The organism is Achromobacter denitrificans NBRC 15125 (assembly GCF_001571365.1).
Classification (GTDB): domain Bacteria; phylum Pseudomonadota; class Gammaproteobacteria; order Burkholderiales; family Burkholderiaceae_B; genus Achromobacter; species Achromobacter denitrificans.
Genome location: NZ_BCTQ01000005.1, coordinates 77,279 through 103,517, shown reverse-complemented (window position 1 = coordinate 103,517; position 26,239 = coordinate 77,279). Strand labels below are relative to the sequence as shown.

Annotated in this window: 20 protein-coding genes; 9 read left to right on the top strand and 11 right to left on the bottom strand. The window is 69.0% G+C overall.

Going from position 1 to position 26,239, the window contains the following annotated elements; all coding sequences use genetic code 11:
- Nucleotides 1-18: 18 nt before the first annotated feature.
- Both ADE01S_RS06230 and ADE01S_RS06225 read right to left on the bottom strand, forming a co-directional pair.
- A complete protein-coding gene (locus tag ADE01S_RS06230) occupies nt 19-2,655 on the bottom strand; it encodes a penicillin-binding protein 1A (protein ID WP_062680604.1) in 2,637 nt (878 codons plus the stop codon).
- 118 nt (nt 2,656-2,773) lie between these two features.
- Nucleotides 2,774-3,583 (bottom strand): AraC family transcriptional regulator, encoded by an 810-nt coding sequence (locus ADE01S_RS06225; RefSeq protein ID WP_062680603.1) that lies wholly within the window; start codon nt 3,581-3,583, stop codon nt 2,774-2,776.
- A gap of 167 nt (nt 3,584-3,750) precedes the next feature.
- On the opposite strand from ADE01S_RS06225, the gene ADE01S_RS06220 reads away from it, so the two are divergent.
- Nucleotides 3,751-5,001, top strand: a complete 1,251-nt coding sequence (locus tag ADE01S_RS06220) for an MFS transporter (protein WP_062680602.1) — start codon at nt 3,751-3,753, stop codon at nt 4,999-5,001.
- A 47-nt stretch (nt 5,002-5,048) separates the two neighbouring features.
- On the opposite strand, the gene pgaD is transcribed toward ADE01S_RS06220, so the two are convergent.
- From pgaD to pgaA, 4 genes are read right to left on the bottom strand one after another with little or no spacing between them, the layout of a single operon-like run.
- Entirely contained in the window at nt 5,049-5,495 is a 447-nt protein-coding gene (gene pgaD / locus ADE01S_RS06215) for a poly-beta-1,6-N-acetyl-D-glucosamine biosynthesis protein PgaD (RefSeq protein ID WP_062680601.1), read from the bottom strand.
- On the bottom strand, nt 5,492-6,829 hold the full coding sequence (pgaC, locus tag ADE01S_RS06210; protein ID WP_062680600.1) for a poly-beta-1,6-N-acetyl-D-glucosamine synthase: 1,338 nt from the start codon (nt 6,827-6,829) through the stop codon (nt 5,492-5,494). Before pgaC ends, pgaD begins: the two co-directional genes overlap by 4 nt.
- Nucleotides 6,826-8,862 (bottom strand): poly-beta-1,6-N-acetyl-D-glucosamine N-deacetylase PgaB, encoded by a 2,037-nt coding sequence (gene pgaB / locus ADE01S_RS06205; protein ID WP_062680599.1) that lies wholly within the window; start codon nt 8,860-8,862, stop codon nt 6,826-6,828. Before pgaB ends, pgaC begins: the two co-directional genes overlap by 4 nt.
- An 11-nt stretch (nt 8,863-8,873) precedes the next feature.
- A complete protein-coding gene (gene pgaA, locus ADE01S_RS06200; RefSeq protein ID WP_242663435.1) occupies nt 8,874-11,303 on the bottom strand; it encodes a poly-beta-1,6 N-acetyl-D-glucosamine export porin PgaA in 2,430 nt (809 codons plus the stop codon).
- Nucleotides 11,304-11,944: 641 nt separating this feature from the next.
- Here pgaA and ADE01S_RS06195 point away from each other — a divergent pair.
- Nucleotides 11,945-13,246 carry a GGDEF domain-containing protein gene (locus tag ADE01S_RS06195; protein ID WP_082775719.1) on the top strand — a complete coding sequence of 434 codons (1,302 nt, stop codon included), beginning with the start codon at nt 11,945-11,947 and terminating at the stop codon, nt 13,244-13,246.
- Here the strand turns inward: ADE01S_RS06195 and ADE01S_RS06190 are convergent.
- From ADE01S_RS06190 to ADE01S_RS06180, 3 genes are all read right to left on the bottom strand, one after another.
- Entirely contained in the window at nt 13,236-15,152 is a 1,917-nt protein-coding gene (locus ADE01S_RS06190; protein WP_062680598.1) for a S9 family peptidase, read from the bottom strand. The two genes, ADE01S_RS06195 and ADE01S_RS06190, sit on opposite strands and share 11 nt — an antisense overlap.
- A 110-nt stretch (nt 15,153-15,262) precedes the next feature.
- Entirely contained in the window at nt 15,263-16,228 is a 966-nt protein-coding gene (locus tag ADE01S_RS06185) for a Bug family tripartite tricarboxylate transporter substrate binding protein (protein WP_062680597.1), read from the bottom strand.
- Nucleotides 16,229-16,259: 31 nt separating this feature from the next.
- The gene (locus ADE01S_RS06180; protein WP_062680596.1) at nt 16,260-18,314 is read right to left on the bottom strand and encodes a metallophosphoesterase; all 2,055 of its coding nucleotides are present in this window, start codon (nt 18,312-18,314) and stop codon (nt 16,260-16,262) included.
- 110 nt (nt 18,315-18,424) lie between these two features.
- Here ADE01S_RS06180 and ADE01S_RS06175 point away from each other — a divergent pair, with 110 nt between their 5' ends.
- On the top strand, nt 18,425-19,240 hold the full coding sequence (locus ADE01S_RS06175) for an IclR family transcriptional regulator (RefSeq protein WP_062680595.1): 816 nt from the start codon (nt 18,425-18,427) through the stop codon (nt 19,238-19,240).
- 68 nt (nt 19,241-19,308) lie between these two features.
- Nucleotides 19,309-19,764: a BPTD_2524 family lipoprotein gene (locus ADE01S_RS06170; RefSeq protein WP_062680594.1), complete on the top strand. Its 456-nt coding sequence runs from the start codon at nt 19,309-19,311 to the stop codon at nt 19,762-19,764.
- A gap of 18 nt (nt 19,765-19,782) precedes the next feature.
- Here ADE01S_RS06170 and ADE01S_RS06165 read toward each other — a convergent pair whose 3' ends face one another.
- Nucleotides 19,783-20,205, bottom strand: coding sequence for a PaaI family thioesterase (locus ADE01S_RS06165; protein WP_062680593.1), 423 nt, complete (start codon nt 20,203-20,205; stop codon nt 19,783-19,785).
- A gap of 50 nt (nt 20,206-20,255) precedes the next feature.
- Here ADE01S_RS06165 and dinB point away from each other — a divergent pair, with 50 nt between their 5' ends.
- Nucleotides 20,256-21,359 (top strand): DNA polymerase IV, encoded by a 1,104-nt coding sequence (gene dinB / locus ADE01S_RS06160; protein ID WP_062680592.1) that lies wholly within the window; start codon nt 20,256-20,258, stop codon nt 21,357-21,359.
- A gap of 67 nt (nt 21,360-21,426) precedes the next feature.
- On the opposite strand, the gene ADE01S_RS06155 is transcribed toward dinB, so the two are convergent.
- Nucleotides 21,427-21,888, bottom strand: a complete 462-nt coding sequence (locus ADE01S_RS06155) for a GatB/YqeY domain-containing protein (protein ID WP_062680591.1) — start codon at nt 21,886-21,888, stop codon at nt 21,427-21,429.
- Between the two features lie 220 nt (nt 21,889-22,108).
- Between ADE01S_RS06155 and hmpA the strand changes: the two genes are divergently transcribed.
- The 4 genes from hmpA (at nt 22,109) to ADE01S_RS06135 (ending at nt 26,224) form a co-directional block, all read left to right on the top strand.
- Complete coding sequence (hmpA, locus tag ADE01S_RS06150) at nt 22,109-23,326, top strand: NO-inducible flavohemoprotein (RefSeq protein WP_062680590.1); 1,218 nt, start codon at nt 22,109-22,111, stop codon at nt 23,324-23,326.
- 58 nt (nt 23,327-23,384) lie between these two features.
- Complete coding sequence (locus tag ADE01S_RS06145; RefSeq protein ID WP_062680589.1) at nt 23,385-23,822, top strand: Rrf2 family transcriptional regulator; 438 nt, start codon at nt 23,385-23,387, stop codon at nt 23,820-23,822.
- A 106-nt stretch (nt 23,823-23,928) separates the two neighbouring features.
- The gene (locus tag ADE01S_RS06140; protein WP_062680588.1) at nt 23,929-25,176 is read left to right on the top strand and encodes a D-amino acid dehydrogenase; all 1,248 of its coding nucleotides are present in this window, start codon (nt 23,929-23,931) and stop codon (nt 25,174-25,176) included.
- A 145-nt stretch (nt 25,177-25,321) separates the two neighbouring features.
- A complete protein-coding gene (locus ADE01S_RS06135; RefSeq protein WP_062680789.1) occupies nt 25,322-26,224 on the top strand; it encodes a DMT family transporter in 903 nt (300 codons plus the stop codon).
- The last annotated feature ends 15 nt before the right edge of the window (nt 26,225-26,239 follow it).

Below are 26,239 nucleotides of genomic sequence, written 5' to 3'. Positions count from 1 at the left end.
GGCGCGCCGCGCCAGCCGCTAGAGCGGCCGGGCGGGGACCGCGACGGCGCCGTTGACCGCGCCGGACTGCGCCGGCGCGTCGGCCTCGACGCGCGGCACGGGGATGGGCGGGAAGAACGGCGCGTTGCCGGCCGGCGCGCTGTCGGCGCGGGGCACCGGAATGGGCAGCGCCTGCGGCGTCTGCAGCGGCGCGTCGGGCGGCAGGGCGCCACCGGCAGGCGGCGTGGCCCCGTCCGAGGGCGGCACGAACCCGCCAGCGGGCGGCAGCGGCTTGACCGAGGTATCCACGCCGTCCGTCGAGCGGTTGTTGTTCAGGAAATCCGTCAGGGCGTCGCCCGAGGACAGGTCCAGCGAGGCCACGGCCTGGCCCGGCGGGAACTCCGCGAAATAGTATTCGCCGTTGTCCACCAGCAGCCCGTCGGGGCGCGCCGCGGGCTTGCTTTCGGGAATGCCCTTGAGCGCCGGCTGCATGTAGTCCAGCCAGGTGGTCAGGGCCAGGCCGCTGCCGAACTCGTTGGTGCCCAGCGAGCGCGGCTGGTCGAAGCCCATCCACACGGTGGTGGCCAGCGCGGGCGTGAACCCGGAGAACCAGACGTCCACGGCCTCGTTGGTGGTGCCGGTCTTACCGCCCACGTCGTTGCGCTTGAGCACCTGGTGCGCCCGGGCTGCCGTGCCGTTGACGGTGACGCCGCGCAGGATGTCGTCCATGACCCAGGCGGTGCGCGGGTCGATCGCGCGGGCCTGCTCGTCGCCGGCCACGACGGGTTGCGTCTTCATCAGCACGTTGCCGGAACGGTCCGTGACGTGGTCCACGAGGTAGGGCGTGACGCGGTAGCCGCCATTGGCGAACACGCTGTAGGCGTTGACGACCTGCAAGGGCGTGGCGCCGCCCGCGCCCAGCGCCAGCGGCAGCACGGCCGGCCAGCGGGATTTATCGAAGCCGAAGCGGGTGAGGTAATCCTGCGCGTACTGCGGCGTGATGGCCTGCAGGATGCGGATCGACACCATGTTCTTGGAGCGCACCAGGCCCTGGCGCAGCGTCAGCATGGGCTCGTACTTGTTGCCGTCGTTCTTGGGCTGCCAGGCCTTGGATCCGGTCTGCTCGGCGGTCAGCATGAAGGGCTGGTCCGAGATCTGGGTGGCCGGCGTGAGGCCGCGCTCCAGCGCCGCCGCGTAGACGAAGGGCTTGATGTTGGAGCCCGGCTGGCGCCATGCCTGGGTGACGCGGTTGAAGCCGCCGCGGTTGTAGTCGAAGCCGCCGACCATGGCGCGGATGGCGCCGTCTTGCGGCGCCATGGACACCAGCGCGGCCTGCAGCGCCGGCATGTTGATGATTTCCCAGTTGTCGCCGTTCTTGTGCAGGTAGACCACCGAGCCGCGGCGCAGGCGCTGGCCGTCGGCCGCCTTGGGATTGAGCGCGCGGGCGACGACCGCCAGGGCCTTTTTGTCGGAGATCGTGATGATGTCGCGCGCGCTGCGGGCCAGCGTCACTTCGGTGGGGCTGGCGGCCAGCACCACGGCGGTCAGCAGGTCTTCGCTGTCGGGCGTCTTTTCCTGCACGCCGTCCAGGATCTCGTCGAGCGCGGCCGGGTCCTTTTCGACGTCGGCGGGCAGGTCGATCTGGTCTTCGGGGCCGGGGTAGGGGGCGCGGCGCGTGTAGTCCAGCACGCCGTCGCGCACGGCGAGGTAGGCGGCTTCCTGGTCCTTGGAATCGATGGTCGTGTAGACGTCGATGCCCTTGGAATAGGTTTCTTCCTGGAACACGCCGTACATCAACTGGCGGGCGAGTTCGGCGGGGTATTCGCCGTGGATGGCGAAGCCGCGCGCGCTCGTGCCGTCCGCGCCGCGGATGGTCAGGCGCTGCTTGAGGGCCTCGTCGGCCTGCTCGGGCGTGAGGTAGCCGAGCGTCTTCATGCGGCCCAGCACGTAGTGCTGGCGGATCTCGGCGCGCGGGAAGTTGGTGATGGGGTTGAAGCGCGAGGGGGCCTTGGGGATGCCGGCCAGCATGGCGGCTTCGGCCGGGGTCACCTCGGACAGGGGCTTGCCGAAATAGGTGCGCGAGGCGGCGGCGAAGCCGTAGGCGCGGTGGCCCAGGTAGATCTGGTTCATGTAGAGCTCCAGGATCTGGTCCTTGGAGAGCTCAGATTCGATCTTGAAGGTCAGCAGCAGTTCGTAGAGCTTGCGCGAATAGGTCTTTTCCGACGACAGGTAGAAGTTGCGCGCCACCTGCATGGTGATCGTGCTGCCGCCCTGGGTCTTGGACTGCTTGACGATGTTGGTCAGCACGGCGCGCGCCACGCCCATCCAGTCCACGCCGCCGTGGCTGTAGAAGCGGTCATCCTCGGCGGCCAGCACCGCCTGGCGCATCACGGGCGGGATTTCGTCGAAACGCAGCACGTTGCGGTGCTCTTCGCCGTATTCGCCGATCAGGACCTTGTCCGCCGTATAGATGCGCAGCGGCACCCGGGGGCGGTAGTCCGTCATGGCATGCAGGTCGGGCAGGCTGGGCCAGGCCAGGGCCAGCGCCAGGCCGAGCAGGACGGCGCCGCACACGCCGGCGCCGGCGGCGGCGATGCCCGTCTTGACGAGAAGTCGTTTCCAGGGGAAACCCGGTTTGCCGCCCGGGGTGGCGGGAGATTGCTGGGGGGAGCTCATTGCTGGCGATTCTAGGACAGAACGGTATAGACCGCCCACTGGGCAATAAGGTTTCGGTAACCAAACTTGTATGGCCTGCCGTGACAAACGGCAAGGCCGGTTGCCGCGGCGCGGGGGCTCAGCCCTTCGGGGGCGGCCGCAGGTAGCGCTGGGGCGGAGCGCCCAGGGCGCGGTGGAACATGGCCGAGAACGCGCTGGGGCTGCGATAGCCCAGCTCGGAGGCGATCCGCGCGATGGGCTCGCCCAGGGCCAGGCGGCAGACGGCGTCGGCCAGCCGCACCTGCTGGACCCACTGGCGGTAGTTCAGGCCCAGCTCGGCCTGGAACAGCCGGATGAGCGTGCGGGCGCTGGCGCCGACTTCGCTGCCCCAGTCCTCGATGCCCCGCTGCAGGCCGGGCCGGTCCAGGATCGCCGCGCAGATGGTCTGCAGGCGCCGGTCGCGCGGCCAGGGAATCTGGATGGGCGCGACGCGGGCGGCCGACAGCTCGGACAGGGCCAGGGCGGCGATCTGCTCGGCGCGGCCGCCCAGCGGATAGTCGATGGGTTCCGCGGTGAGCGCCAGGATCAGCTCGCGCAGCAGCCCGCTGACCTCGATCACCTGGCATTGCGGCCAGTAGCGCCCGGCGACCTCGGCCTGGAGATAGAGCGAGCGCATGGAGACGGCGCCCACCATGTCCACGCCGTGCGGCACGCCCGCCGGCACCCAGAGCGCGCGCAGCGGGGGCAGGGCCCAGAAGCCGCTGGGGGTGGTGACGCGCATGATGCCCTCGACGGCGTAGATCAGCTGGGCGCGGGGGTGGGAATGGGTGCCCGTCTGGGTGCCGGCCGGGAATTCCTTGGCCATGGCCGTGACCACGCGCGGCCTGTCCTGGTAGTCCTGGGCATTGATGCTGCGGGCGGGGTCGAGCGGGGCGGGGCGAGCGGGCATGGTTGTCACTTCCGGCGTAAGGATGAGCAGGCCGCTAAAAGGCTGATGGGCCTATTTTGTCATTTATACGACGAAAATTGGCAGATCGGGCCGGCGCCGGATTCCTACACTGTCCACAGGTCCCGGCGCATGCGCCGGGCAGGCCATACTTTCCAACCCCAGAGACCATGACTCCCGCCCAGACTCCCGCCGCCGTCGCCGACGGCAGTACCGCCCCGCCCGCGCCCGCGGCGGCCGCCGCCTCGGATCCGTCCACCGCCTTCAAGGTGCTGGGGGCGATCAGCGTGGCGCACCTGATGAACGACATGATCCAGTCGATCCTGTTGGCCATCTACCCCATGCTGAAGGATTCCTTCAGCCTGTCGTTCGCGCAGATCGGGCTGATCACGCTGGTGTACCAGCTGGCGGCCTCGCTGCTGCAGCCGTTCATCGGGTTCTATACGGACCGCAACCCCAAGCCGTATTCGCTGCCGGTGGGCATGGGCTTCACCCTGGTGGGGCTGCTGATGCTGTCGGTCGCGCCGTCGTTCGGCTGGCTGCTGGTGGCGGCCGTGCTGGTGGGCACGGGCTCTTCGGTATTCCACCCGGAGTCGTCGCGCGTGGCGCGCATGGCCTCGGGCGGCCGCCACGGGCTGGCGCAGTCGCTCTTCCAGGTGGGCGGCAACGTGGGTTCGGCGCTGGGGCCGCTGCTGGCCGCGCTGTTCATCATTCCGCACGGCCAGCGCAGCGTGGCGTGGTTTTCGCTGGCGGCGCTGTTCGGCATCGTGGTGCTGACGGGCATCGGGCGCTGGTACAGCGCCAACCGCGTCCGGCTCAAGCCCAAGGCGCGGCGCGAAGGGGCGGGCAACGGCCTGTCGCGCCGGCAGGTGGGGATCGCCCTGGGCGTGCTGGGCGTGCTGGTGTTCTCCAAGTATTTCTACCTGGCCAGCCTGAACAGCTATTTCACGTTCTATCTGATCGACAAGTTCGCCTTGTCGGTGCGCGAGGCGCAGCTCTACCTGTTCCTGTTCCTGGCCGCGGTGGCGGTGGGCACGGTGGTGGGCGGCCCCGTCGGCGACCGCATCGGCCGCAAGATCGTGATCTGGGTGTCGATCCTGGGCGTGGCGCCTTTCACGCTGCTGCTGCCGTACGCGAACCTGTTCTGGACGGGCGCGCTGGTGGTGGTCATCGGCATGGTGCTCGCGTCGGCCTTCTCGGCCATCGTGGTCTACGCGCAGGAGCTGGTGCCGGGCAAGGTGGGCATGATCGCCGGCCTGTTCTTCGGCTTCGCCTTCGGCATGGGCGGCGTGGGCGCCGCCGCGCTGGGCAAGCTGGCGGACGCCACGAGCATCGGCTACGTGTACCAGGTGTGCGCCTATCTGCCCTTGCTGGGCGTGGTGGCGATCCTGCTGCCCAATGTCGAGAAGGCGCGCGCCTGAAATGCAGCGGGCGGGACCGCGGTCCCGCCCGTTCCGCCTCGGTTGCCTCAGCCTGCCTGCAAGGCGCTGAGGAAGGGACTGCGGCTTTCGATCCCGGTGATTTCCCCTTCCGCGCCGTGATGGATCACGGCGCAGCGCGTGGACCGCAGGCGCGAGAGCTGCGCCGGCGTGAGGGCGAAGCTGAGCGCCAGGCGGCGGTCGCTCAGCGGCTTGATCGCCTTGCGGCGGTCCTTGCCGGAAAAGCGGCGGTGGTTGTAGATCGCCCAGGCCACCAGCACCACGGCGTTGGCCGCCGCCAGCAGGGCATAGCCGGACAGCGTGCGCATGGTGGGCACGAAGGCGGGCCAGGGCGACAGGCCGGGGCCCTGCGCCGCATCGGTCAGGATGGCGAGAATGCCCGCCCCGAACAGGTAGACGAAGGCGAACCAGCCGATGCCGGTCAGGACGAGGTCGAAAACATAGCCCGCGCGGGAGCGTTGCGTCGTGATGATCATGATGCGTCCGGTGATTTGATGCCCCGGTCCGGGCTGGTCCAGCGCGCGCGCTGGGCCTGCTTGCGGAGCATGACTTTGGGGAAGCTGACCAGGGTGGTGAACAGGCTCACCATCCAGAAGGCCAGCGGATACCAGATGACCCAGTACAGGGCCCGCGGCAGGCCGGGCTCGTAGCGGCGGTCGATCAGGATGCTGATGACGAATTGCAGCAGGCACACCACCGCCAGCATCATGCCGGTGAAGGCCGGGGGCATCAGGCTGGCGATGTGCATGTTGTTGGGCAGGCTGACCACCTGGCTGACGGCCCACAGCAGCACCGAGATGCCGAAGGCGAAGGCCCAGGCGGTGGACAGGCAGAATTCCGCCACCAGGGGCCACAGCCGGCGATGGCGCCAGCTCCAGATGGACCGCAGGTTCTTCAGGAACACCTCGGCGCCGCCCTGGGCCCAGCGCAGTCGCTGCTTCCACAGCCCGCGCAGGGTTTCGGGCATCAGGATCCAGCACAGGCCGCGCGGCTCGTAGAAGATCGACCAGTGGTCGCGCTGCAGCTTCCAGCTGATGTCGATGTCCTCGGTGATCATGTCCAGGCTCCAGTAGCCCACCCGGTCCAGCGCGGCGCGACGGAACGCGGCGACCACGCCGGACACGGTGAACACCTGCCCGTAGACGCGCTGGGTGCGCTTGATCAGCCCGATGATGGAGGAGAATTCCCCCACCTGGATCCTGCCGATCATGGTCGAGCGGGTGCGGATGCGCGGGTTGCCGGTGACCGCGCCCACGCGCGGATTGTCGATCAGCGGCGCCACCAGGTAGGCGGCCGCGTCGGGGTCCAGCATCGCGTCGCCGTCGATGCAGATCAGGTATTCGCTGCGCGCCGCCAGCGCGCCCATGCGCAGCGCCATGGCCTTGCCCTGGTTCTGCGCCAGGTGGACCACGCGCAGCCGGTCATGGACGGACGCCATCCGGTCCAGCATGTCCGCCGTGCCGTCGGTGGAGCCGTCGTTGATGGCGATGACCTCGATATGCGGATAGTTCTGCGCCAGCGCGGCCAGCAGGGTCTCCTCGCCATGGTCCGCCTCGTTGAAGCAGGGCACCAGGATGGAGACCAGCGGGTTGCCCGCCAGCGTCGGCGGCTCGCGGTCCTTGCCCCATTTCCAGTGGCGCTCCCAATGCCACCAGAAATAGAGGCCGCCCGTCATCCACATGCCGGACATGAACAGGGGGTAGAAGAACACGAAGCCCAGCAGCGCCTCGCCGGTCAGCATCAGGGTGAAGCCGAAGGGCGCGCCGAGCACCGCGAGAAGAATAATCAGGGCGATCAGTCGGTCTATCATCGGATGGGATACCAGGCTTCGGAAATGGCGGGCCGGATGCCTTGCAGCCGGGGCTGGTCTTGCGAGAAATCGTCGGGGTAATAGCCGAAGCTGCGGGCGCCGCGCAGTTGCAGCCGCGCCATCCAGCCGGCGAGCACGTCCGTGTCGATGGGGGTGGACTCGGGGCGGCCGGGGCCGGTGCGCCAATCGCGCGCCTGCAGTTCGAACACGGTCTTGTCGAGCGCGCCGGGGCGCCGCGCGACGGCGTCGACCAACCGGTCCAGCCAGGCATGCTCGCGGGCTTCGGGCACGTTTTCCATGCGCGGCATCGCCATGGGCGCGGTCCAGTCGTAGGCGCCCAGGAAGTCGTCCAGGTTCTGCGCGAACCAGGCTTCGCTGGCGGGATTCAGGATGGGCTCGGCGAAGATATTGCGGGCCGTCAGGATCTTCGGTCCGCGCACCGCGCGCACGCGCTCGGCGAGTTCGGCCGTGAAGTCGATCAGGGCGCGGCTTTTCAGGCGAGTCCAGCGCTGCATGGTGTCCGGGTCCGCGCGCAGTTCGGCGATCGAGCCGGGCAGGCCGGCCTGGCGGTAGGCCGCCAGCGCGCCGGGGCTGGCGTCTTCGAAGTCGCCGAGCACGGCGTCGTCATGGAACAGCACGCCGTCGAACAGGGTGTAGCGCGCCAGGTCTTCGTACAGGTCGCCGATGCGCTGTCGCGCGACCGGATCGAACGGCGAAAGGCGGCGGTACTGGTCGGCGTCCGGCGCCGGCGCGGCCTCGGGATGCGCCGGGTCCCAGCGGGTGACGCGGGCGATGGAGGGATCCAGGTCGACCGCCAGCACCGGCATCCAGGCATAGACGTTCACGTGCGCCCGGTTCTTCAGCTGCCAGGCGACCCGGTTGAACAGGTCGGCGCGCATGGGCAGCCAGCGGTTCGGGAAGTACACGGACCGGACCAGTCCGTCGGCCTCGGGATCCGCGAACGCCTGCAGGAAGACCGTGTTGATCTGCATGTCCACGACGCGCTGCACCAGCTCGCCGAGGTTGCGGTCGGCCTGGGCCGGGTCCGGATCGTAGAGGTAGTCCAGGTCCACGTGGGCCACGCGCATCATGGGCACGGACTCGATGCCGCCGATGCTGTCGGCGAAAGACCGCAGCGTCGGGTCGTTGGACAGCAGCAGGCGTGGCGTCGACATCAGGCGCGAGACCCGGCTCGGGCCGTCTTCCAGCGTCAGGGCGAGGCGGTAGCCGTGCTCGCCGGCGATCTTCAGCGTGGAGCCGCCCTCCGCGCCGTAGGGCCAGACCCATACGCGCGGCGCCTTGCCGGTGACGCGGCGGATCTTGTCGGTGATGGCGGCGACATCCCGCCCCATGCGGGCCTGGAACTGCGCTTCCGTTTCGTACTGGCGGTTGCGGCTGTCGTAGGCGCGGATGGCGGCGGCCGGTTCGGTGTTGCCCTGCGGATTGGCCAGGGCGCCATAGTGCGAGGCGTCCGTGTGCGCGGCGATCTCCACCAGGCCCGAGCGCGAGATCTCGCGGATCTCGTTCCAGTCGAGGAAGCGGTCGCGCGGCTGCGGGCTGCCGCCGAAATCCACCTGCCGGTTCGCCGGCGTGTCCATCCACATGCCGACCGGCGCCAGCAGGGCAGGCCAGCGGTAGGCCTTCAGGATGGGCAGGACGCGGGTATAGAAGCTGCGGTAGCCGTCGTCGAAACTGAGCAGCACGGCGCGGTCGGGCAGGGGCTTGCCGCCGTCGCCAGCTTCCAGGATCTGGTCCACGGACACGGCCTGGTAGCCGTTCTCGCGCAGCCAGGCCAGTTGCTCGACGAGGCGGTCGGTGCGCACGCTGAGGAAGCCCTGGTCGGGGTCTTCGTCTTCGACGTCGTGGTAGGCCAGGGCCAGGAACTGGCCGGATACCCAGGGCTGGTCGACCGGCGCGACGGCGCGCTCGGACGGCGGGGTATAGACGGGAATGTCCTTGGCGCAGGCGGTCAGCACCAGGATGACCAGCAACAGCAGGCCGGCCAGAAGGACGCGGGTATGGGTTCTAAGCATGGAAGGCGGTCTCAGAAGCGGTAGGCAAGGTCGAACACGATGCGCAGCTCGCGCTCGCGGTCGCCGTCGTACGGGCGGCTGATGCCGGTGATCATCGCGCCCATGTCGAGGACGTCGTTGGCGCGATAGCGCTGGCCGTAGCCCAGCGCGAACACGCCGCCGGTGCCGTGGTCCTGCTGCGTGTAGGTGCCCGCGCCGACGGTGCCGATCTGCTCCCAGGCGGTTTCGTAGCGGCGATACAGGGTATGGGTCAGCCGCAGGCCGGGCAGCAGCATGAGGTCCGAGCGCGGGTTGAAATAGGGCACGTCGCTGCCGCCGCTGTTGCGTTGCGTGGAGATGTCGAATTCCAGGTCGGCCTTCAGGTGCGGCGCGGTGTAGACGCGCTCGCGTCCGTTCAGGCCGAGGGACCAGCGGTCGTTGCCGTCGCTGAAATGCGAAGGCGACAGGGCCAGCGTCCATTCGCGGCGCTCGTTGGCGCGCCAGCGTACGAAGCCGGACAGGCTGTTGGACGAGACCCCGCTGGCCAGGGCGCGCAGCGGCGTCTCGCGCGACATCCATTCGGCCGAGCCGCCCACCTGCCAGTGGTCATCCACGTCGTAGGCGGCGGTCAGGCGCAGCCCGGGCTTCACGCCATGGCCATAGTCGTGGGTAGAGACTTCGCCCTCGACGGTCAGGTCGCGGCCGCGCCATTCCACGCCGGTGCGCACCCAGCGGTAGTTGCCGCGGCCTTCCTCGAAGTCTCCCGCGGCGTAGCCGCCGCCGCCGAAGACGCGCCAGTTGTAGTCCAGCGGCTTCGAGTACACCACGGCGTCGATGCCGAAGTCGCCGCTGCCCGAGACCGGGCTGTCCGACGCCAGGCCGCGGTAGCCGGTGATCCGCAGCTCGGCCTTGTTGTGCACTTCCCAGAGCCGTGCGAGGCGGCGCGAGCTCAGGTTCTCAGGCGAGCGCGAGATCGTGTCCTGGCTCAAGGCCTCGGCCTGGCGCCATTCCTGCAGTTCGAGCGCGCCGAAGCCCTGGCCGTTCTCCACGCCCACGTTGCGCGGCGTCAGCGTCTCGGCCATTTTCAGCGAGCGTTCCGAGGCGCGGGGCAGGGAGCGCGCGCGGTAGGTCGCGGCAAGCTGGGCGAGCAGGGTGGAGTTGTTGGGCGCCTCGCGCACCATGTCTTCCAGGCTGCGCTGGGCGGTTTCGGCGTCGTCGGCCATCAGGCTGGCGGCCGCGTCGGTCTGCAGACGTTCCAGCTTGAGGTCGTTGGGGATGCGGCTGGGCTGGCCCTTGGCGTAGACCCAGGCCGGATAGTCGTCGCGGGTGGAGGCCAGGGTGTCCGTGGCTTCGTCGAACGCTTCGGCCTCGGCCAGCGAGTAGTACAGGCCGGTTTCGTTGCTCAGGCGATCCACCGGATCGTCGTCGCGCAAGGCGCCGTCCGCGGCGACCTGGCGGTAGATGTCGCCGGCCTTCTCGGGCTCGCGCAGATACAGGTAGGCCGACGCCACGTCGTTCAGGGCGTAGCGGGGCACCTGCGCGCCCTCGGCCCGCAGCGCCTCGTATTCGCGCGCCAGGTCCGCCATGCGCACGCGGGCATGCAGGGCGTGCAGGCGGTCGATGCGCGCGCGCAGCACGTCGTCGCGGGCCGCGTCGCCCAGGTCGCGCCAGGCGGGAATCAGCTCGTCATAGCGGGCCAGCGCCCGGTCGGCGATGACGAAGCGCTCGGCTTCGTTGCGCGTGGGCATGGAGGCCAGTCGCACCTGCTGGGCCACGGCATCGGCTTCCAGGCGCCGCATCGACGCGGCGTCGAACAGGCCGGGATGCTCGTAGGCGCGCGCCAGCGCGACGTCGGCCATGCGGGCGCGTTGCAGCGCGCGGATGTATTCGCGCTGGACGTAGGGCGTGTCCGGCGCGATGTCTCGCGCCTGGTCGGCCTGGTGCAGGGCGTCGAAGGGGCGGTTCTGGCGGGCGTGGACGTAGGCGAGCGCGAGGCGGGCGTCGACGTTGCGCGGCTGGCGCGCGACCCACCGTTCGCCGGCGGCCAGCGCGGGCTGGGCCTGGCCGGCGTCGGCCAGCGTCATGATTTCGCCGGCCTGGAAGGCGGGCAGGCCGGGGTGCAGGCGCAGGCCCGCCCGGTACGCGGCCAGCGCCTCGGGCCAGCGCTGAAGGTCCCGGTAGGCGCGCGCGGCGGCCAGTTGCACCTCGGCGGGAGGCGTGGCGCCGGCGGGCAGCATTTCGTAGGCGGCGGCCGCCTCGGCCGGCCGGCCGGCCCAGCCGGCGATCACGATACGGTCCTGGATGGCCCGCTGGCCGGCGGCCGGGCCCTGTTCGCGCAGCATGGCGAGCGCGGGCTCGTACTCGCCGGCGCGAGCCCGGGCAATCAGGCTGTCGTAGTCAGGGGACGGGCTGGACAGGGCCAGGGCCGGCGCCAGCGCGGCGCAGGCGGCCAGCAGGCTCAAGCCTGTCCCGGCTCGGGGGGATGGCGGCCGGCTGGCGGCGCGCCGCGTTGCCCGCCGGTCGGCGGCGGTCCCTGAGGGTCTTCCTTTGCATGGCATCTGTAGTACTTCCGCAGTTGCGACTAAGGGCGTTCGCAACCCCCGCCGCATGCGCGCCGCGCCCGGCAAAGACGGCCGGGCGCGGCGCGGGCGCACAGCGCCGGCGACGGAGGTGGAAACATGGGTTCTGATTGCGCGGCGCCCGCTTCGGGGACCTTCGCACTCGCGCAACGGGAGTGCATGGCTAGTACGCGCCACGCCCGTGGGGCGTGGTCGCGGCGCTCTGGCGGCGCCGTCGACAGGGATGGACTTTAGGTGGTTTTAGAAGATTTAACTGTCAATTACTGCAAAGGATGAGCTTGCAAGGCCGGCCTTGGCGTATTCTTCGTCGCTCATGCCGCGCGCATCTCGAGCGGGCGGCGGAGATTCAGGATGGACGGGCAGGCGAGGACCGGCAGCCCTGTGCGCATGCGCGTCCATTCGCCGTTGAGGTAACAAAAAGCATCAATAATGCTGAGGTGTAACGCGTTCCGCGGTGCGGACCCCAGGACAACGGCAATTCCGAAAGGCGGCGGACGCCCCTAAAGCGCGAGCCGGCAAGAAACATGACGACTTCCTTATTCTTCCTGATGTGGGGCCTGGCGACGGCACTGGCATTGCCATTGCTCGTGCCATTCCGCGCAAGCGAGGTGGGAGGCATCAGGGCCTTCATGGCCGCCAATGCGCTGGCCGTGCTGTCCCTGCTGGTCTACGCGGCCGCCGGGATCGTGCCGCCGGGCGTCTACGTGATCGTGTCGAACGCCGCGTGGGTGGCCGCGCTCAGCCTGGTGTACGTCGGCGTGCGGCAGTTCTTCGGCCTGAGTCCGCACATGCTGGGCGCGGCCGGCGTGGGCCTGCTCTGCATCCTGGCGTTCGCGCTGATGCTCTACGGCGAGGACGACCAGCGCGGGCGCATCCTGCTGTTTTCCACCTTTACCTGCCTGGGCGCGCTGGCAACGGGCCGGGTGATCTTCCGCCAGCGGCGGCGGCTCAAGACCCGCGGCGTGATGCTCTACCTGATGCTGGCGATTTTCGGGCTGGCGGCGCTGCACGCGCTGCGGCTGGCGGTCTATACCGTGGGCGGGCAGGCGCCGGCGTCGATGCTGGATCCTTCTCCATGGGCCTTGTTCTTCATCGTTTGCGGGGCGGTCACGGTGCCCGCGCTGTTCCTGGCGCTGCTGCTGCTGGTGCAGACCAGCCTGTCCGAACAGATGCAGGCCGCGCTGACCTTCGACAGCCTGACCCGCGCCTATTCGCGGCGCAGCATCCTGGACGAGCTCGAACGCGAATTGCAGCGCTGCCGGCGCGTCGGCGGGAAGCTGGCCGTGCTGCTGCTGGACATCGACCACTTCAAGTCCATCAACGACCGTTACGGCCACGCGGGCGGCGATACCGCGCTGCGCCACTACGCGCAGGTCGTGCAGCGGGCGGTGCGCGCCACCGATCGCTTCGGCCGGCTGGGCGGCGAGGAATTCGTGCTGCTGATGTACGACTGCGACCCCGCCCGCGCGCTGGTGCAGGCGCAGCGGGTCTGCGACGCCTTGCGCGACGCGCCGCTGCAGCTGCAGGGCGCCGAGGTTCCGATGACCACCAGCGGCGGCCTGGCCTTGTTCCAGCGGGGCGATACCGCCGACGGCATCCTGGTGCGCGCCGACGCGGCGCTCTACCGCGCCAAGCAGCAGGGCCGCGACCGGGTGGAAATGGCTTCGATCGGCCGCGCCCCGGGCCGCGCGCCGCAGCCCGATAATCCGGCCGACGCCGCGGCCGATGGGATTGCGACGGCGCTTGCCGCCGGGGTTGACGATGTGATCGTCGATGGGGCGGCCGATGCGCCGGCCGCCCGCCAGGGGGCGGCGTCTACGGCTTGAGGTGTTCCGTCAGGAACTTCTCCATGGCCTCGTAGAACTCGAACTTGTTCTCGTCGTTGTGGAAGCCGTGGCCTTCGTTGTCCTTGACCATGTATTCCACCTCGACCCCGCGCGCGCGCAGCGCCTGGACCATCTGGTCGCTCTCGTCCTTGTTGACGCGCGGATCCTTGGCGCCCTGCGCCACGAACAGCGGCGTCTTGATCCTGTCGGCATGCAGGGCGGGCGAGGTTGCGGCGAGGCGTTCGCGGTCGCGCTCGGGGTCGCCCACCATGTCCTGCATCTTGGCCAGCATGGGCTTCCAGTACGGCGGAATGGACTTCATGAACGTGAACAGATTGGACACGCCCACGTAATCGACCGCGGCCGCGTAGAGGTCCGGCGTGAACGCGACGCCGGCCAGCGTGGCGTAGCCGCCGTAGCTCGCGCCGTAGATGCCGATGCGCTTGGGGTCGGCGATGCCTTGCGCCACCAGCCACTGGACGCCGTCCGTGATGTCGTCCTGCATCTTCAGGCCCCATTGGCCGAAGCTGGCTTCCCAGAAGGCGCGGCCGTAGCCGGTGGAACCGCGGAAATTCATCTGCAGCACGCAGAAGCCGCGGTTGGCCAGGAACTGTACTTCCGGGTTGTAGCCCCAGCCGTCGCGCGCCCACGGGCCGCCGTGCGGGTTCACGATGCAAGGCAGGTTCTTGGGATCGCGGCCGGCGGGCAGCGTCAGGTAGCCGTGGACGGTCAGGCCGTCGCGCGTCTGGTAGCTGATGGGCTGCACGCGCGACATGTCCGCTTCGGGGATCGCCGGGTTGATGTCGGCCAGCTTGGTCAGGGTATCGGCGGCGGCATCGTAGATGTAGCGCGAACCCGGGGTGCGGTCGTTGTAGGCGGCGACGATGAATTTGTTTTCATCGCGGTTGGAGCCCTGGATCGCGAATTCGTAGCCCGTTAGCTTGGCCGACAGTTTCTTGAAGAGCGTCTCGGTCTCGGCGTCGAAAAAGCGGTATTGCGGCTTGTCGGTCTGGTAGGCGGCCAGCGTCAGCACGCGGCGCTTGCGCGAATAGGCCGCGGCGTCGAGGTCTACCGTGTCGGGGGTGAAGATGGCTTCTTCGACGTCGGGCGCGGCCGGGTCGATGACCACCAGGGCCAGCTTGTCGCGGCCGCGGTTGGAGAGGGCGTAGAACTTCTTGTCGTCGAAGGTGAAGAACGCCGGGCTTACGCTGGTGCGGTAGTCGGTGGTGATCAGCGCGCGGAACTCGGAGGCTTCGTCGTCGCGGTAGAGCAGGGTGGTGTTCAGCCCGTCGCTGGCGACCGCCGCGCGCACCTTGCCGGCGTGGTCGGTCTGCCAGCCGACGATGTTGCCCGGGTTCTGCGCCACCAGCACGGCGGCGCCGGTATGCACGTTGACGCGGTAGACGTCGAAGACTTCCGGGTCGCGCTGGTTGTGGCTGATCAGGACGTGGTCGGGATCGTCTTCGAGGTCGTCCTCGATGCCGGCGCGCACGCCCTCGTAGGGCGTCAGGTCGGTGATCTTGCCGGTCTTGGCGTTGACGGCCAGCACGTGGAAGTTCTCGTCGCCGCCGAAGTCCTTTTGGTAGAGCACCACGTCGGCGCCCTTCCAGAAGAAGTTGCTGATGTCGCGCGCGGTTTCACTGGTCAGCTGGCGCGGATCCCCGACCGGGGTGCTGCCCTGCAGCGGCTGCACGTAGATGTTCATGCGGGCGGGGTTGCCGTCCACGCTGGTGGGCTGCATGAAGCCCAGCGTCTTGCCGTCGTCGGCGAGCCGGAAGAAGCCGCGTTCGGGGTTGCGGAAGAAATCCTTCAGGGGGTAGGCGCGGGGCGGTTGCGCGGCGCTGGCGCCCAGCGAGGCGCCGACGATGCTTGCGGCCAGGACGGTGCGCTTCAGGAATGAGAACAAGGGGGGACCTCCGAGGTTGCTGCGGCCGCGGGCAGGGCCGGCTGCCGGTTGGTCCACCGATAATGCCATAGCGGCGCCGGGGGTGTCGAACCGCCGGCGCGGAGCGCGCGCTACTGCGGCTCCAGCCCCGCCGCCTTGATGATCCCGGCGTATTTCGTCATCTCCGTGCCGATGAACGCCTTGAAGTCCGGGGGAGACTTGTACGAGATGGCCAGCCCCTGGCCTTCCAGCTTTTCCCGCACATCGGCGGCCTGCAGCGCCTGGGCCACGTCGGCGGAGATCCGGTCCACCAGGGCGGGCGGCATGCCGGCGGGGCCGAACAGGCCGAACCAGTTGGAAATGTCGAAATCGTCCAGGCCGACTTCCCGGGCGGTGGGCGTCTTCGGCAGGATGTCCTGGCGCCGCGGTCCGGCCACGAACAGGGGGTGCAGCTTGCCGGACTGGATGTGGCTGATGATGGCCGGCGCGGTGGCGAAGAAAATATCGATCTGGCCGCCCACCAGGTCGGCCACGGCCAGCCCCGTGCCGCGATACGGCACGTGCATCAGGTTCATGCCCGAGCGCACGCGCAGCAGTTCGCCCGCCAGGTGCTGCTGGCCGCCCGTGCCCGGAGATCCGAAGACGATCGAGGCCTGGGCCGCCTTGCGCTTCATCTCGTCGTAGCTGTCGACCGGCAGCTTGGGGCCGCTTACCAGGATCAGCGGCGCATCGGCGACGAGGGCGATGGGCTGCAGATCCTTCATGGGGTCGTAGCGCATCTGCTTGTAGACGAGCTTGTTGATGGACACCTCCGGCGTATAGGCCAGCAGCAGGGTGTAGCCGTCGGGCTTGGCGTTCACCACCTGCTCGGCCCCGATCATGCCGCTGGCGCCGGACCGGTTCTCGACGATGACCTGCTGGCCCCACTTGGCCGTCAGCTTCGCGCCCAGGACGCGGGCGATCACGTCGGTCGCGCCGCCGGGCGTATAGGCCACGATCAGGCGCACCGGCTTGTCCGGAAACGACTGGGCCTGGGCGAACAGGGGAAGGCAGGCGGCGGCCAGCATTCCGGCGATTTTCATTCCGATACGAAGCATGCGATGACTCCTGGCGATGGAAGAGGGGAAATCAGGCGCGCTGGATGAGCAGCAGCGCATGGCCCGGACGGTCCCGGCGGGCCCAGGCCTCCTCGCCCTCCAGCGCCTCCTGGGCGAGCAGGTCGATGACGCGCTTGCGGGGCGTGGCCGAGGCGTGGCCGCGCAGCGCGGAGGCGGGGCCGTAGGCGAGTTCGTACTCCTGGCTGCCGGCGCGGAAGCGGCAGAGGCGGGAATCGGCCGGGCCGTCGATCCGCTCGACCGAGGCCGGACCCGGCGCGTTGAACACGGCGTTGAGCGCGGCCAGGGCCAGCCCGGCGGGCCGCGGGTCGTAGCGGCGGTTGATCAAGCCGTTGCGCGGGAAGTAGCCGCGGTCCACGTCCATGAAGGTGTCGAAGGAATAGGTCACCGCGTCCGAGGCGCGGGAGGCCAGGAAGGCTTCGGCGACCAGGGCGGCGATGGCGGCGTCGTCCGCGTTCGCCGAGGCCAGGCGGTCGGCCAGCTTCACGCCCACGTTCACCGTCATGCCCCACGCGCGGGCCCGCTGCGCCAGTTCCCCATGCGCGGCGATGAGGTCCGATCCCCAGTCCAGGCGGACGGTGATGCCGTCGATGTGCCCTTGTTCCAGGTGCGCAGCCAGGGCGGGTTGCGCCGCCTCCAGTTCGGCGGCGCGCAGCCCGGTGTTGACGAAATGGCTGTAGTGCTTGCCGTCGAAATGCGCGTCGTCTTCGCCGGTGCGGATCTTGCCGTAGATGAGGCGGGCGGCGGTGTGGCCGCGCAGCCGCGAGAGCGCGGGCCCGGCGTCGCGCAGCGCCTGCGCGTTCAGGTTGATCTCGATGGCGGCGATGGCGATGCCGTGTTCGCGCGCCCGGTCCAGCAAGCCGGTGTCGGGGATGCCGAGCGAGGTCAGGATGAAGCGATGCCCCACGTCGGTCATGAGGCGGGCCCGGCGCAGGGTCTGCTCGTTGTGCAGGTCCTGCGTGGGAATCTTGAGCGTGCGCAGCCCCATTTCCCACATGGCCATGAGCGGGTAGTCGTTGCGGGCGAGCTTGCGGCCGAATTCCTGGACGCCGCCGGTGCAAGGGATCTCGACGATTTCGGCCCAGGGGTGCCGCAACTCGACCGCGAGGCCTTCGCTGGCGGCGGTCTTGGTGTGGACGGTGGGCAAGGTCCGGGCCGGGGCTTCACCGCCGGTTTCGCCGCGCATGGCGCCGTGCGTGCGGATCAGCTTGGCCACATGCCCGCGCTCGTGCACGTCGACGATGAAGTAGCCGAATTTCTCGACGTCGCCACGGCCGAATTCGTCGGCCGGCGGCACGCGGTAGAACTCGGAGTAGTCATGCCGCAGGAAGGCGGTGGAGGGCAGCATGTACATCTCCGCGCCGCCGATGACGTCGTACCAGAAGTTGTGGACGTGGCCGGCGAAGACGGCCTCCACCTTGGGATTCTCCAGGCGCGACAGCAGCCAGCCGCGGCCGGGCTCGTCGATGTTGTCGTAGGAGCCGCGCTCCCGCGCGTCATGCAGGTAGGGCGGGTAGTGCAGCGACACGAACACGCGGCCGCCGGCGCCGGCCAGCTGCGCGTCGATCCAGGCGCGCTGCGCGTCGTCCGCCGCCAGCCCGGAATTGAACAGCAGCGCGTTGACGAAGAGGAAGCGGACCTCGCCGTGGTCCACCGCATAGTAGTCCGCGCCGAAGACTTCGCGGTACTTGTCCAGGTAGCTGTCGCAGACGATGTCGGCCGGCATCCAGTCGATGCGCTTGTCGCCCACGTCGTGGTTGCCGGGGACGAGATGCAGCGGAATGTCGATTTGGCTCGCGATGGCCTTGAAGCGGCGCGCCGCCTCGTCGAAGGAGGGCATGCCGGGCACCGGATGAACGATGTCGCCCAGGTGGATGGCGAACGCGGGGGCCGGATCCAGGCGGGCGATGTCGGCGAAGACGTGCCGGGCGCGGGCGTTGGCGCGCGCATTGGTGGCGAACGGCGAGGCGCAGGTGTCCTCGGATTCGTTGACGTGGGTGTCCGCGACGACGGCGAAGCTGAACAAGCGGGCGCCCTGCGGCTGCCTGGAAAACTGCGGTTCGGTCATGGCTGCTGCCTTTTCAATTTCAATAAATGGAATTCAAATCTAACTATCGAACGGACAGTTTGTATTTCGGCAGGCGATATACTGTCAATGCTCCGGAACCCTAGGTCGATATGCACTCGAAAACGCCGCTCAATTACGAACTCGAATCCCGCGCGTCGCTGGAAGCGCACCCGCGGTTCGCGTCCACGCTTTCCAACGGACTGGACGTGCTCAAGTGTTTTTCAGCGTCCGAGCCGCTGCTGGGCAACAAGGAGATTTCCGAAATGCTGGGCCTGACGCGCCCGACGGTGTCCAGGCTGACTTTCACGCTGGTGGGGCTGGGCTATCTGCGCCGCGACGAGCGCACCGGCAAGTACTCGCTGGGGCCCGCCGTGCTGACGCTGGGCTATCCCTTGCTCGTGCACCTGACCCTGCGCCAGCTGGCGGCGCACGACATGGTCGAGCTGGCGCGCTATGCCAAGGGGCCGGTTTCCATGGCGATTCGGGACCGCCTGCAGGTGGTGTACGTGGAAACCGTCCAGGACGGCGCGTCCAACGCCTCGCGGCCGGATATCGGCTCGGCCCGCCCCTTGCTGCGCACGGCCACGGGACGGGCCCTGCTGTACGCCCAGACCGTCGAGGAGCGCGCGCTGATCTGCGGCCGGCTGGCCGAGGAATTTCCCGAGGAATGGGAGCGCTTCGCCCCGGCGCTGCAGCCCGCCTACGACGAGATCGACCAGCACGGCTTCTGCGTGGTCAGCAAGGACTGGCGCGCCGAGCTGTGCGGCATCGCCACCCCGATGCGCTACCGCTCCAACGACCTGCCGCTGGCCTTCAACGTGACCATCCCGGCCGACGGCCTGGACGAAAAGTACGTGTACGAAACCCTGGGCCCGCGCCTGAGAACCCTGGTCAAGAACCTGGAGTACCGCATCGGGATCCTGTAGGCGGCCCGGGGGCCGGTCGCGCCGGGCCGATATGCGGGATAATCGCGGGCACTGATCTGGAGATACACATGTACAGGAATCTGGTCGCGGCATCGGCGCTGGCCGTGGGTCTGGCGGGCTGCTCGATGGGCATTTCGCAGAACGGCTCGTCCCCGCGCAGCGAATTCAAGGCGCCGGTGGCTTTCGAAGACGCCTACGCGACGGCGATCCGGCAATCCCGCGATTGCCTGCGCAGCGCCGACGACGCCTACCGCGTGGTGGCGGACTTGAACGAAAGCGCGCGCTCGGGCGTGGTGCGCGTGCTGGCGCCCTACAGCGACACCGAGATGTCGCGCGTCGAACTGAAGGCCGCCGGCGCCAAGAGCACCGACGTGCGCGTCGCGATGTGGGGCAAGGGCACCTGGGACGCCGCCGCGATGCGCGCCATGCAGGATGCCGTCTATTACAGCCTGGTGTCGTGCAGCAGCTACATGCCGCTGGATCCGCGGCCCAAGGTCAAGCCCTCGCGCGACCTGCCGGACTGACCCGAGGCGCCGGGCGCGTCAATCGCCGCCCGGGCGGCGGCGGATGATCTTGAACGTGGCGGTGGCGCGTGCGACCAGTTCGCCGTCGGCGCGCCGCACGTCGCCCTCGCAGAAGGCGATGGAGGCGCCGCGGCGCAGGCAGCGCCCCTCGATGGTCAGGTCGCCCGTGCCGGGCGACAGGAACGACGTATTCATATCGATGGTGGCCATGCCTTCCAGGCCGTCGGCCGAGCCGCGCGCGGCCGCGCTGAGCGTGAAGTCCAGCACGCTCATCAGCGTGCCGCCGTGCACGTCGCCGCGGCTGTTGGTGAGGTCCTCCCGCCAGGGCAGGGTGGTGCGGGCATAGCCTTGCTCGATGTGTTCGGGCACCAGGCCGAGGAAATGCATGAAGGGAATGGTGAGGCCGAAGTAATCGGTCTGGGCAGTTGCGGATGCAGTCATGGAACCGTGAGGGACGGGAAGGGATAGCGGGTTGTCGCCGGTCATAATATATGCTTTTGCCTCGGGATTTCAGGGTGTCTGAGCCGCGCAAGATCGTGCATGTGGACATGGACGCGTTTTACGCGTCCGTGGAGCAGCGCGACAATCCGGAACTGCGGGGCAAGCCGGTGGTGGTGGCCTGGACCGGCCCGCGCTCGGTCGTCTGCGCCGCCTCGTACGAGGCGCGGCGCTTCGGCATCCATTCCGCCATGTCCGCGGCGCGGGCCGAACGGCTCTGTCCGCACGCGGTCTACGTGCCGCCGGACTTCAATCGCTACCGCGAGGTGTCGCGCCAGGTCCGGCAGATATTCGCCCGCCACACCGACCTGATCGAACCGCTCTCGCTGGACGAGGCCTACCTGGACGTCACCGTCAACAAATGCGGATTGCCGTCGGCCACCGAGGTGGCCCAGGTCATCCGTCACCAGATCCGCGAGGAAACCGGCCTGACCGCTTCCGCCGGGGTGGCGCCCAACAAGTTCCTGGCCAAGATCGCGTCGGACTGGAACAAGCCCGACGGCCTCTTCGTGGTGCGGCCCGGCAAGGTGCTGGCCTTCCTGCAGCCCTTGCCCGTGCGCAAGGTGCCCGGAGTGGGCAAGGTCACGCAGGCGCGCCTGGAGCAATTGGGCATCCATACGGTGGGCGACCTGGCCACGCACAGCGCGCAGGAACTGGAGCATTATTTCGGGCGCTACGGCCGCCGCCTGTACGAGCTGGCGCGCGGCATCGACGAGCGCGAGGTGCAGACCGACGCGCCCTTGCAGCAGGTCTCCGCCGAGACCACGTTTTCGCAGGATGTCCGCCTGGAGGCGCTGGGCGAAGCCATCGAGCGCATGGCGCAGAAAGTGTGGGACCAGTCGTTGAAGAAGGGCGCGCTGGGCCGCACCGTGGTGCTCAAGCTCAAGACCGACCGCTTCCGCATCCTGACGCGCAGCCAGACCAGCCCGAACCCGCCCGGCTCGGCGGCGGAGCTGGCCGCCGTGGCGCAACTGCTGTGCGAGCGCGTGGAACTGCCGCCGGAGACGCTTTACCGGCTGGCGGGGGTGGGGATGAGCAATTTCGCCGATCCGGTGGAGTTGTCGCGCCAGCCGGACCTGTTCGGCGGCGCCTTCTGACGCGCTGCCCGGGCCCGCGGCCCGGAACCTGACCGGCCCGCGCGCGGCGGGCCGGCCCGGCGATCGATCAGGCCAGGCGGGCCTTCACTTGCTGCGACAGCGCCGTCATGTCGGCGCGGCCGGCCAGCGACTGCTTGAGCAGGCCCATGACCTTGCCCATGGCGGGCGCGCCGGTCACGCCTTGCGCGGCCACTTCGGCCAGCGCGGCGTCGATGGCGGCCGACACCTCTTCCGGCGTGGCGGCCTGGGGCAGGAATTCCTGCAGCACCACCACTTCGGCCTTTTCCTGCTCGGCGGTTTCGGTGCGGCCGGCCTGTTCGAACGCGGCGATGGACTCGCGGCGCTGCTTGACCTGCTTTTCGATGATGGCGGTGATCTCGGCGTCGGTCAGGTCGCGGCGCTCGTCCACTTCCTTCTGCTTGACGGCGGCCAGCAGGAAACGCAGCGTGGCCAGGCGTTCGGCGGCCTTGGCGCGCATCGCTTCCTTGACGGAATCGGAGAGGCGGGTCTTGAGCGTAGCAGTGCTCATGGGTGAACCTTTTGAGTGGTGTTGCGGCAATCGACAAGTGTAAACCGGCGGCTCCCGATTCGCCCCGGGGTGCCGGCTGGCCGCAGTCACCCGGCGAGCGGCTGGCGCCCGCCGCGGCGGCCGCGGCCGGATCGCGCGCGGGCTTTTCATCGGGCTTTTAAAAGATGTATTATAAATATATGTTTAATGGCGAGCACGATCGCATCACAAGGAGCAGTAGATGTTGAGTCCCCAAATCCGCGCCCTGGTCAAGGGCACGGCCCCCGTTCTCAAGACGCATGGCGTCGCGCTGACCCGGCATTTCTATGCCCGCATGTTCCAGCACAACCCCGAGCTCAAGCACGTTTTCAACCAGAGCCACCAGGTGGGCGGCGAACAGCAGCAGGCGCTGGCGGGCGCGGTCGCGGGCTATGCCGAGCACATCGACGATCCTTCGGTGCTCATGCCCGTCGTGACGCGCATCGTGCACAAGCACGTCAGCCTGGGCATCCGCCCCGAGCACTATCCCATCGTGGGCAAGCACCTGCTGGCCTCGATCCGCGAAGTGCTGGGCGATGCCGCCACCGATGAACTGGTGGACGCCTGGGCCGCCGCCTACGGCCAGCTGGCCGACCTGCTGATCGCCGAAGAGGCGCGCCTGTACGGCGAATCGGCCGCCAAGCCAGGTGGCTGGACGGGCTGGCGCGCGTTCCGGGTGGTGGGCAAGCAGCGCGAAAGCGCCGAAATCACCTCGTTCTACCTGGCGCCCGCCGACGGCGGCACCGTGCCGGCCTACCAGCCCGGCCAGTACGTCTCCGTGCGCCTGTACGTGCCCGAGCTGGGCCTGATGCAGCCGCGCCAGTACAGCCTGTCGGATGCGCCGGGGCAGGACCGCCTGCGCATTTCGGTCAAGCGCGAGGCCGGCAGCGGGCAGGCGCCGGCGGGCCGTGTTTCCAACGCCCTGCATGACCGCCTGGAAGAGGGCGGCGTGCTGGACGTGGCGCCGCCCCAGGGCGATTTCCATCTGCGCGAAGAGGGCTCCGCGCCCGTCGTGCTGCTGAGCGGCGGCGTGGGCCTGACGCCCATGCTGTCCATCCTGAATCATCTGGTGCGCCTGAACGACGACCGCCAGATCCGCTTCGTGCACGGCTGCCGCAACAGCTCGGTGCATGCCATGAAAGAGCATGTCAACAGCATCGCCGCCGAACGCGGCAACGTGCGCAAGGCGGTGTTCTATGAGGAGATCGGCCACGGCGACCAGCAAGGCCGCGACTACGACCACGCGGGCCGCGTGGACCTGCACGCCATCCGCGAAGAGGCCATCGTTCCCGGCGCCGACTACTACCTGTGCGGCCCGGCGGGCTTCATGCGCGCCCAGCGCCAGGCCCTGACCAGCCTGGGCGTGGCCGAGGACCGCATCCATGCCGAGGCCTTCGGCAGCGGGGGCGCGCCCGCCTGAGCGGTGTATCCTGGCGGCCTGCCGCTCCGGGCCGCCGGGGCCTTTCCCGATCCTAGCCATGCAACTGACCCGATTCACCGACTTCGGCCTGCGCATCCTGATGTACCTGACGCAATGCCGCGACCGGCCCTCCGCCGTCACCATCCCGGAGATCGCCGACCGCTTCGGCGTGTCGCGCAATCACCTGGTCAAGGTGGCGCACTTCATGGCGCAGCGCGGGTGGATCGACACGTCGCGCGGCAAGGGCGGCGGCCTGCGCCTGGCGCAGCCCGCCGCCGGCTACCGGCTGGGCGACCTGATCCGCGAGCTGGAGCAGCAGGGGCCGCTGATCGATTGCCGCGAGCCGCCCTGCGCGCTGGACGGCTCCTGCCGCCTGTCGGGCGTGCTGGCGCAGACCCTCCAGGCCTTCTACGACGCGCTCAACGGCTACACGCTGGCCGACCTGGTGCGCGACCCCACCGCCGCCGCCATCATCCGCCTGCACCGCGCCGCCTGAGGCGGGGCATGATGTTTTGTTATGGCTGCTGCGGCGTTTGGCATTTGCCGGACGCGCCGCGCGCGTTCCAGAATAGGGGAACTTCCCCGTTTTCTTGGATTCAAGTATGCGCGTTTGCGTGATCGGTGCCGGCGTCGTGGGTGTCACGTCGGCGTATTTCCTGGCGCGCCAGGGCCACGACGTGGTGCTGGTGGACAGCCAGGCGCGTCCCGCGGAGGTGTCCAGCTACGCCAACGGCGGGCAGCTCAGCTATAGCTACGTGGCGCCCCTGGCCGGCCCGGGCGTGCTGCCCAGCGTGCCCGGCTGGCTGTTGCGCGAGGATTCCCCGCTGCGCTTCCGGCCCCGGCTGGATCCCCATCAATGGCGCTGGTGCCTGCAGTTCGCGCTGGCGTGCCGCGAGTCCGTGGCGCGGACTTCCACCGCCCAGTTGTCCGGCCTGTCCTATCTCAGCCGCGACGTGATGCACACCCTGCTGGAACAGGAAAACCTGGATTTCGGCCATCTGAAGAACGGCAAGCTCATCGCCTACCGCAGCCCGGCCCTGCTGGAGAAGGCGCGCAAGCTGGTCGAGTACCAGGCCGCGCATGGCGCGCAGCAGCAGGTGCTGGACGCGGCCCGGACCCTGGCGCTGGAACCCGCGCTGGCGGGCATGGGCGGCAGCCTGGCCGGCGCCATTTTCACGCCCAGCGAAGAAGCGGGCGATTGTCGCCAGTTCACCGAAGCGCTGTTCGAGCGCCTGCAATCCCTGGACAACGTGCAATGCGCGATGTCCAACCCGGTGTCGGGCCTGCAGCGCGAAGGCCGCCGCATCGTGGCCGTGAATACCCGCGACGGCGACATCGGCGCCGACGCCATCGTGCTGGCCACCGGCATCGGCACGCGCGCGCTGCTCAAGCCGCTGGGCCACGACGTGCCGCTGTATCCCCTGAAGGGCTACAGCCTGAGCGTGTCCCTGGCCGACGACGACCCCGTGGCGCCGCGCATCAGCGTGACGGACTACGAACGGCGCATCGTCTACGCGCGCGTGGGCGGCGTGCTGCGGATCGCGGCCATGGTCGACATCGGCAGCGCCGACGCCGACATCGATCCGGCGCGCATCGCGCTGCTCAAGCGCCAGGTGCGCGAGGCGTTTCCCGGGCTGGACCTGAGCCAGGCCATCCCCTGGGCGGGCCTGCGTCCGGCCACGCCCACCGGCAAGCCCCTGATCGGCCGCAGCCACGCCGCGGACAATCTGTGGCTCAACATCGGGCAGGGCGCGCTGGGCTTCACCCTGGCTTGCGGCAGCGCCGCGCTGCTGACCGCCCAGATGGCGGACCTGCCCTTGCCGCTGGATCCGGCGCCCTTCCGCCCGTGAGGGCGGATGTCCATTTCACGATAGCGGCTGTCTTTTCATCGGCAGACGGACTGATCCGGGCTCAATAGGATAGCGATCCTCCCTACGCGAGCAGCCTTCGGGCGGCTTGCGGGGAGCCGATACCCATCCTTCGAGCGAGACCGTCATGTCCTATCTGTTCCCGTTGTTCGCCATTCTGTTCTGGGCGGGCAACGTCATCGTTTCCAAGATGGCCGCCAGCGCCATCTCGCCCACCGCCATCACGTTCTACCGCCTGGTGCTGGCGCTGTGCATCATGGGCCTGTTCACGGCGCGCCCGGCCTGGCGCAACCGCAAGACCCTGCTGCGCCACTGGCCCAAGCTGGCGCTCTACGGCGCGCTGTCGTCGGCGGTATTCCAGGCGCTGTCCTATCGGGCGGCCGAAACCACGACGGCCACCAATATGGCCATCCTGACCGCGCTGATCCCCTTGCTGAGCATGCTGCTCAGCGTGGTGATCCTGCGTGATCCGCTGACCCTGGGCATGGCCGCGGGCGGCGCGCTTTCGTTCCTGGGGCTGCTGTACCTGGTGGGCCAGGGCGACATGTTGAGCGTGTTCCAGCAGGGCATCCACGCGGGCGACGGCCTGATGCTGCTGGCGGCCTTGTCGTACGCGCTGTACGGCGTGCTGCTGCGCCATTGGAAGGTGCCGGTGCCGGCATGGCAGTCCACCTTCGTGCAGTCGATCTTCGCGCTGCTCTACATGCTGCCGCTGTACCTGCGCGTTCCCGCGGCGCAGGCCGCCCTGGACATGAACACCGTTCCGCTGATCCTGTACGCCGGCATTTTCTCTTCGGTGCTCCTGTCGTTCCTGTGGATCGAAGGCGTGCAGCGCCTGGGCCCCAACCGCTGCAGCATCTTCATCAACCTGCTGCCCCTGTTCACCGCGCTGGCCGCCTTCGTCCTGCTGCGCGAGCAATTGCGCATGTACCACCTGCTGGGCGGCGCGGTGACGCTGGCGGGCGTGCTGCTGGCGCAGACGGTACAGCGCCCGCTGTTCGGCCGCGGCCGGACGCTCGCGCGCGCCTGAGCGGCTTGCTCCTTC

Bases quoted from the DNA above. Each gene is read 5' to 3' on its own strand.
- ADE01S_RS06230 (WP_062680604.1), bottom strand. From the start codon at position 2,655: ATGAGCTCCCCCCAGCAATCTCCCGCCACCCCGGGCGGCAAACCGGGT.
- ADE01S_RS06225 (WP_062680603.1), bottom strand. From the start codon at position 3,583: ATGCCCGCTCGCCCCGCCCCGCTCGACCCCGCCCGCAGCATCAATGCC.
- ADE01S_RS06220 (WP_062680602.1), top strand. From the start codon at position 3,751: ATGACTCCCGCCCAGACTCCCGCCGCCGTCGCCGACGGCAGTACCGCC.
- pgaD (WP_062680601.1), bottom strand. From the start codon at position 5,495: ATGATCATCACGACGCAACGCTCCCGCGCGGGCTATGTTTTCGACCTC.
- pgaC (WP_062680600.1), bottom strand. From the start codon at position 6,829: ATGATAGACCGACTGATCGCCCTGATTATTCTTCTCGCGGTGCTCGGC.
- pgaB (WP_062680599.1), bottom strand. From the start codon at position 8,862: ATGCTTAGAACCCATACCCGCGTCCTTCTGGCCGGCCTGCTGTTGCTG.
- ADE01S_RS06195 (WP_082775719.1), top strand. From the start codon at position 11,945: ATGACGACTTCCTTATTCTTCCTGATGTGGGGCCTGGCGACGGCACTG.
- ADE01S_RS06185 (WP_062680597.1), bottom strand. From the start codon at position 16,228: ATGCTTCGTATCGGAATGAAAATCGCCGGAATGCTGGCCGCCGCCTGC.
- ADE01S_RS06180 (WP_062680596.1), bottom strand. From the start codon at position 18,314: ATGACCGAACCGCAGTTTTCCAGGCAGCCGCAGGGCGCCCGCTTGTTC.
- ADE01S_RS06175 (WP_062680595.1), top strand. From the start codon at position 18,425: ATGCACTCGAAAACGCCGCTCAATTACGAACTCGAATCCCGCGCGTCG.
- ADE01S_RS06170 (WP_062680594.1), top strand. From the start codon at position 19,309: ATGTACAGGAATCTGGTCGCGGCATCGGCGCTGGCCGTGGGTCTGGCG.
- ADE01S_RS06165 (WP_062680593.1), bottom strand. From the start codon at position 20,205: ATGACTGCATCCGCAACTGCCCAGACCGATTACTTCGGCCTCACCATT.
- dinB (WP_062680592.1), top strand. From the start codon at position 20,256: ATGCTTTTGCCTCGGGATTTCAGGGTGTCTGAGCCGCGCAAGATCGTG.
- ADE01S_RS06155 (WP_062680591.1), bottom strand. From the start codon at position 21,888: ATGAGCACTGCTACGCTCAAGACCCGCCTCTCCGATTCCGTCAAGGAA.
- hmpA (WP_062680590.1), top strand. From the start codon at position 22,109: ATGTTGAGTCCCCAAATCCGCGCCCTGGTCAAGGGCACGGCCCCCGTT.
- ADE01S_RS06145 (WP_062680589.1), top strand. From the start codon at position 23,385: ATGCAACTGACCCGATTCACCGACTTCGGCCTGCGCATCCTGATGTAC.
- ADE01S_RS06140 (WP_062680588.1), top strand. From the start codon at position 23,929: ATGCGCGTTTGCGTGATCGGTGCCGGCGTCGTGGGTGTCACGTCGGCG.
- ADE01S_RS06135 (WP_062680789.1), top strand. From the start codon at position 25,322: ATGTCCTATCTGTTCCCGTTGTTCGCCATTCTGTTCTGGGCGGGCAAC.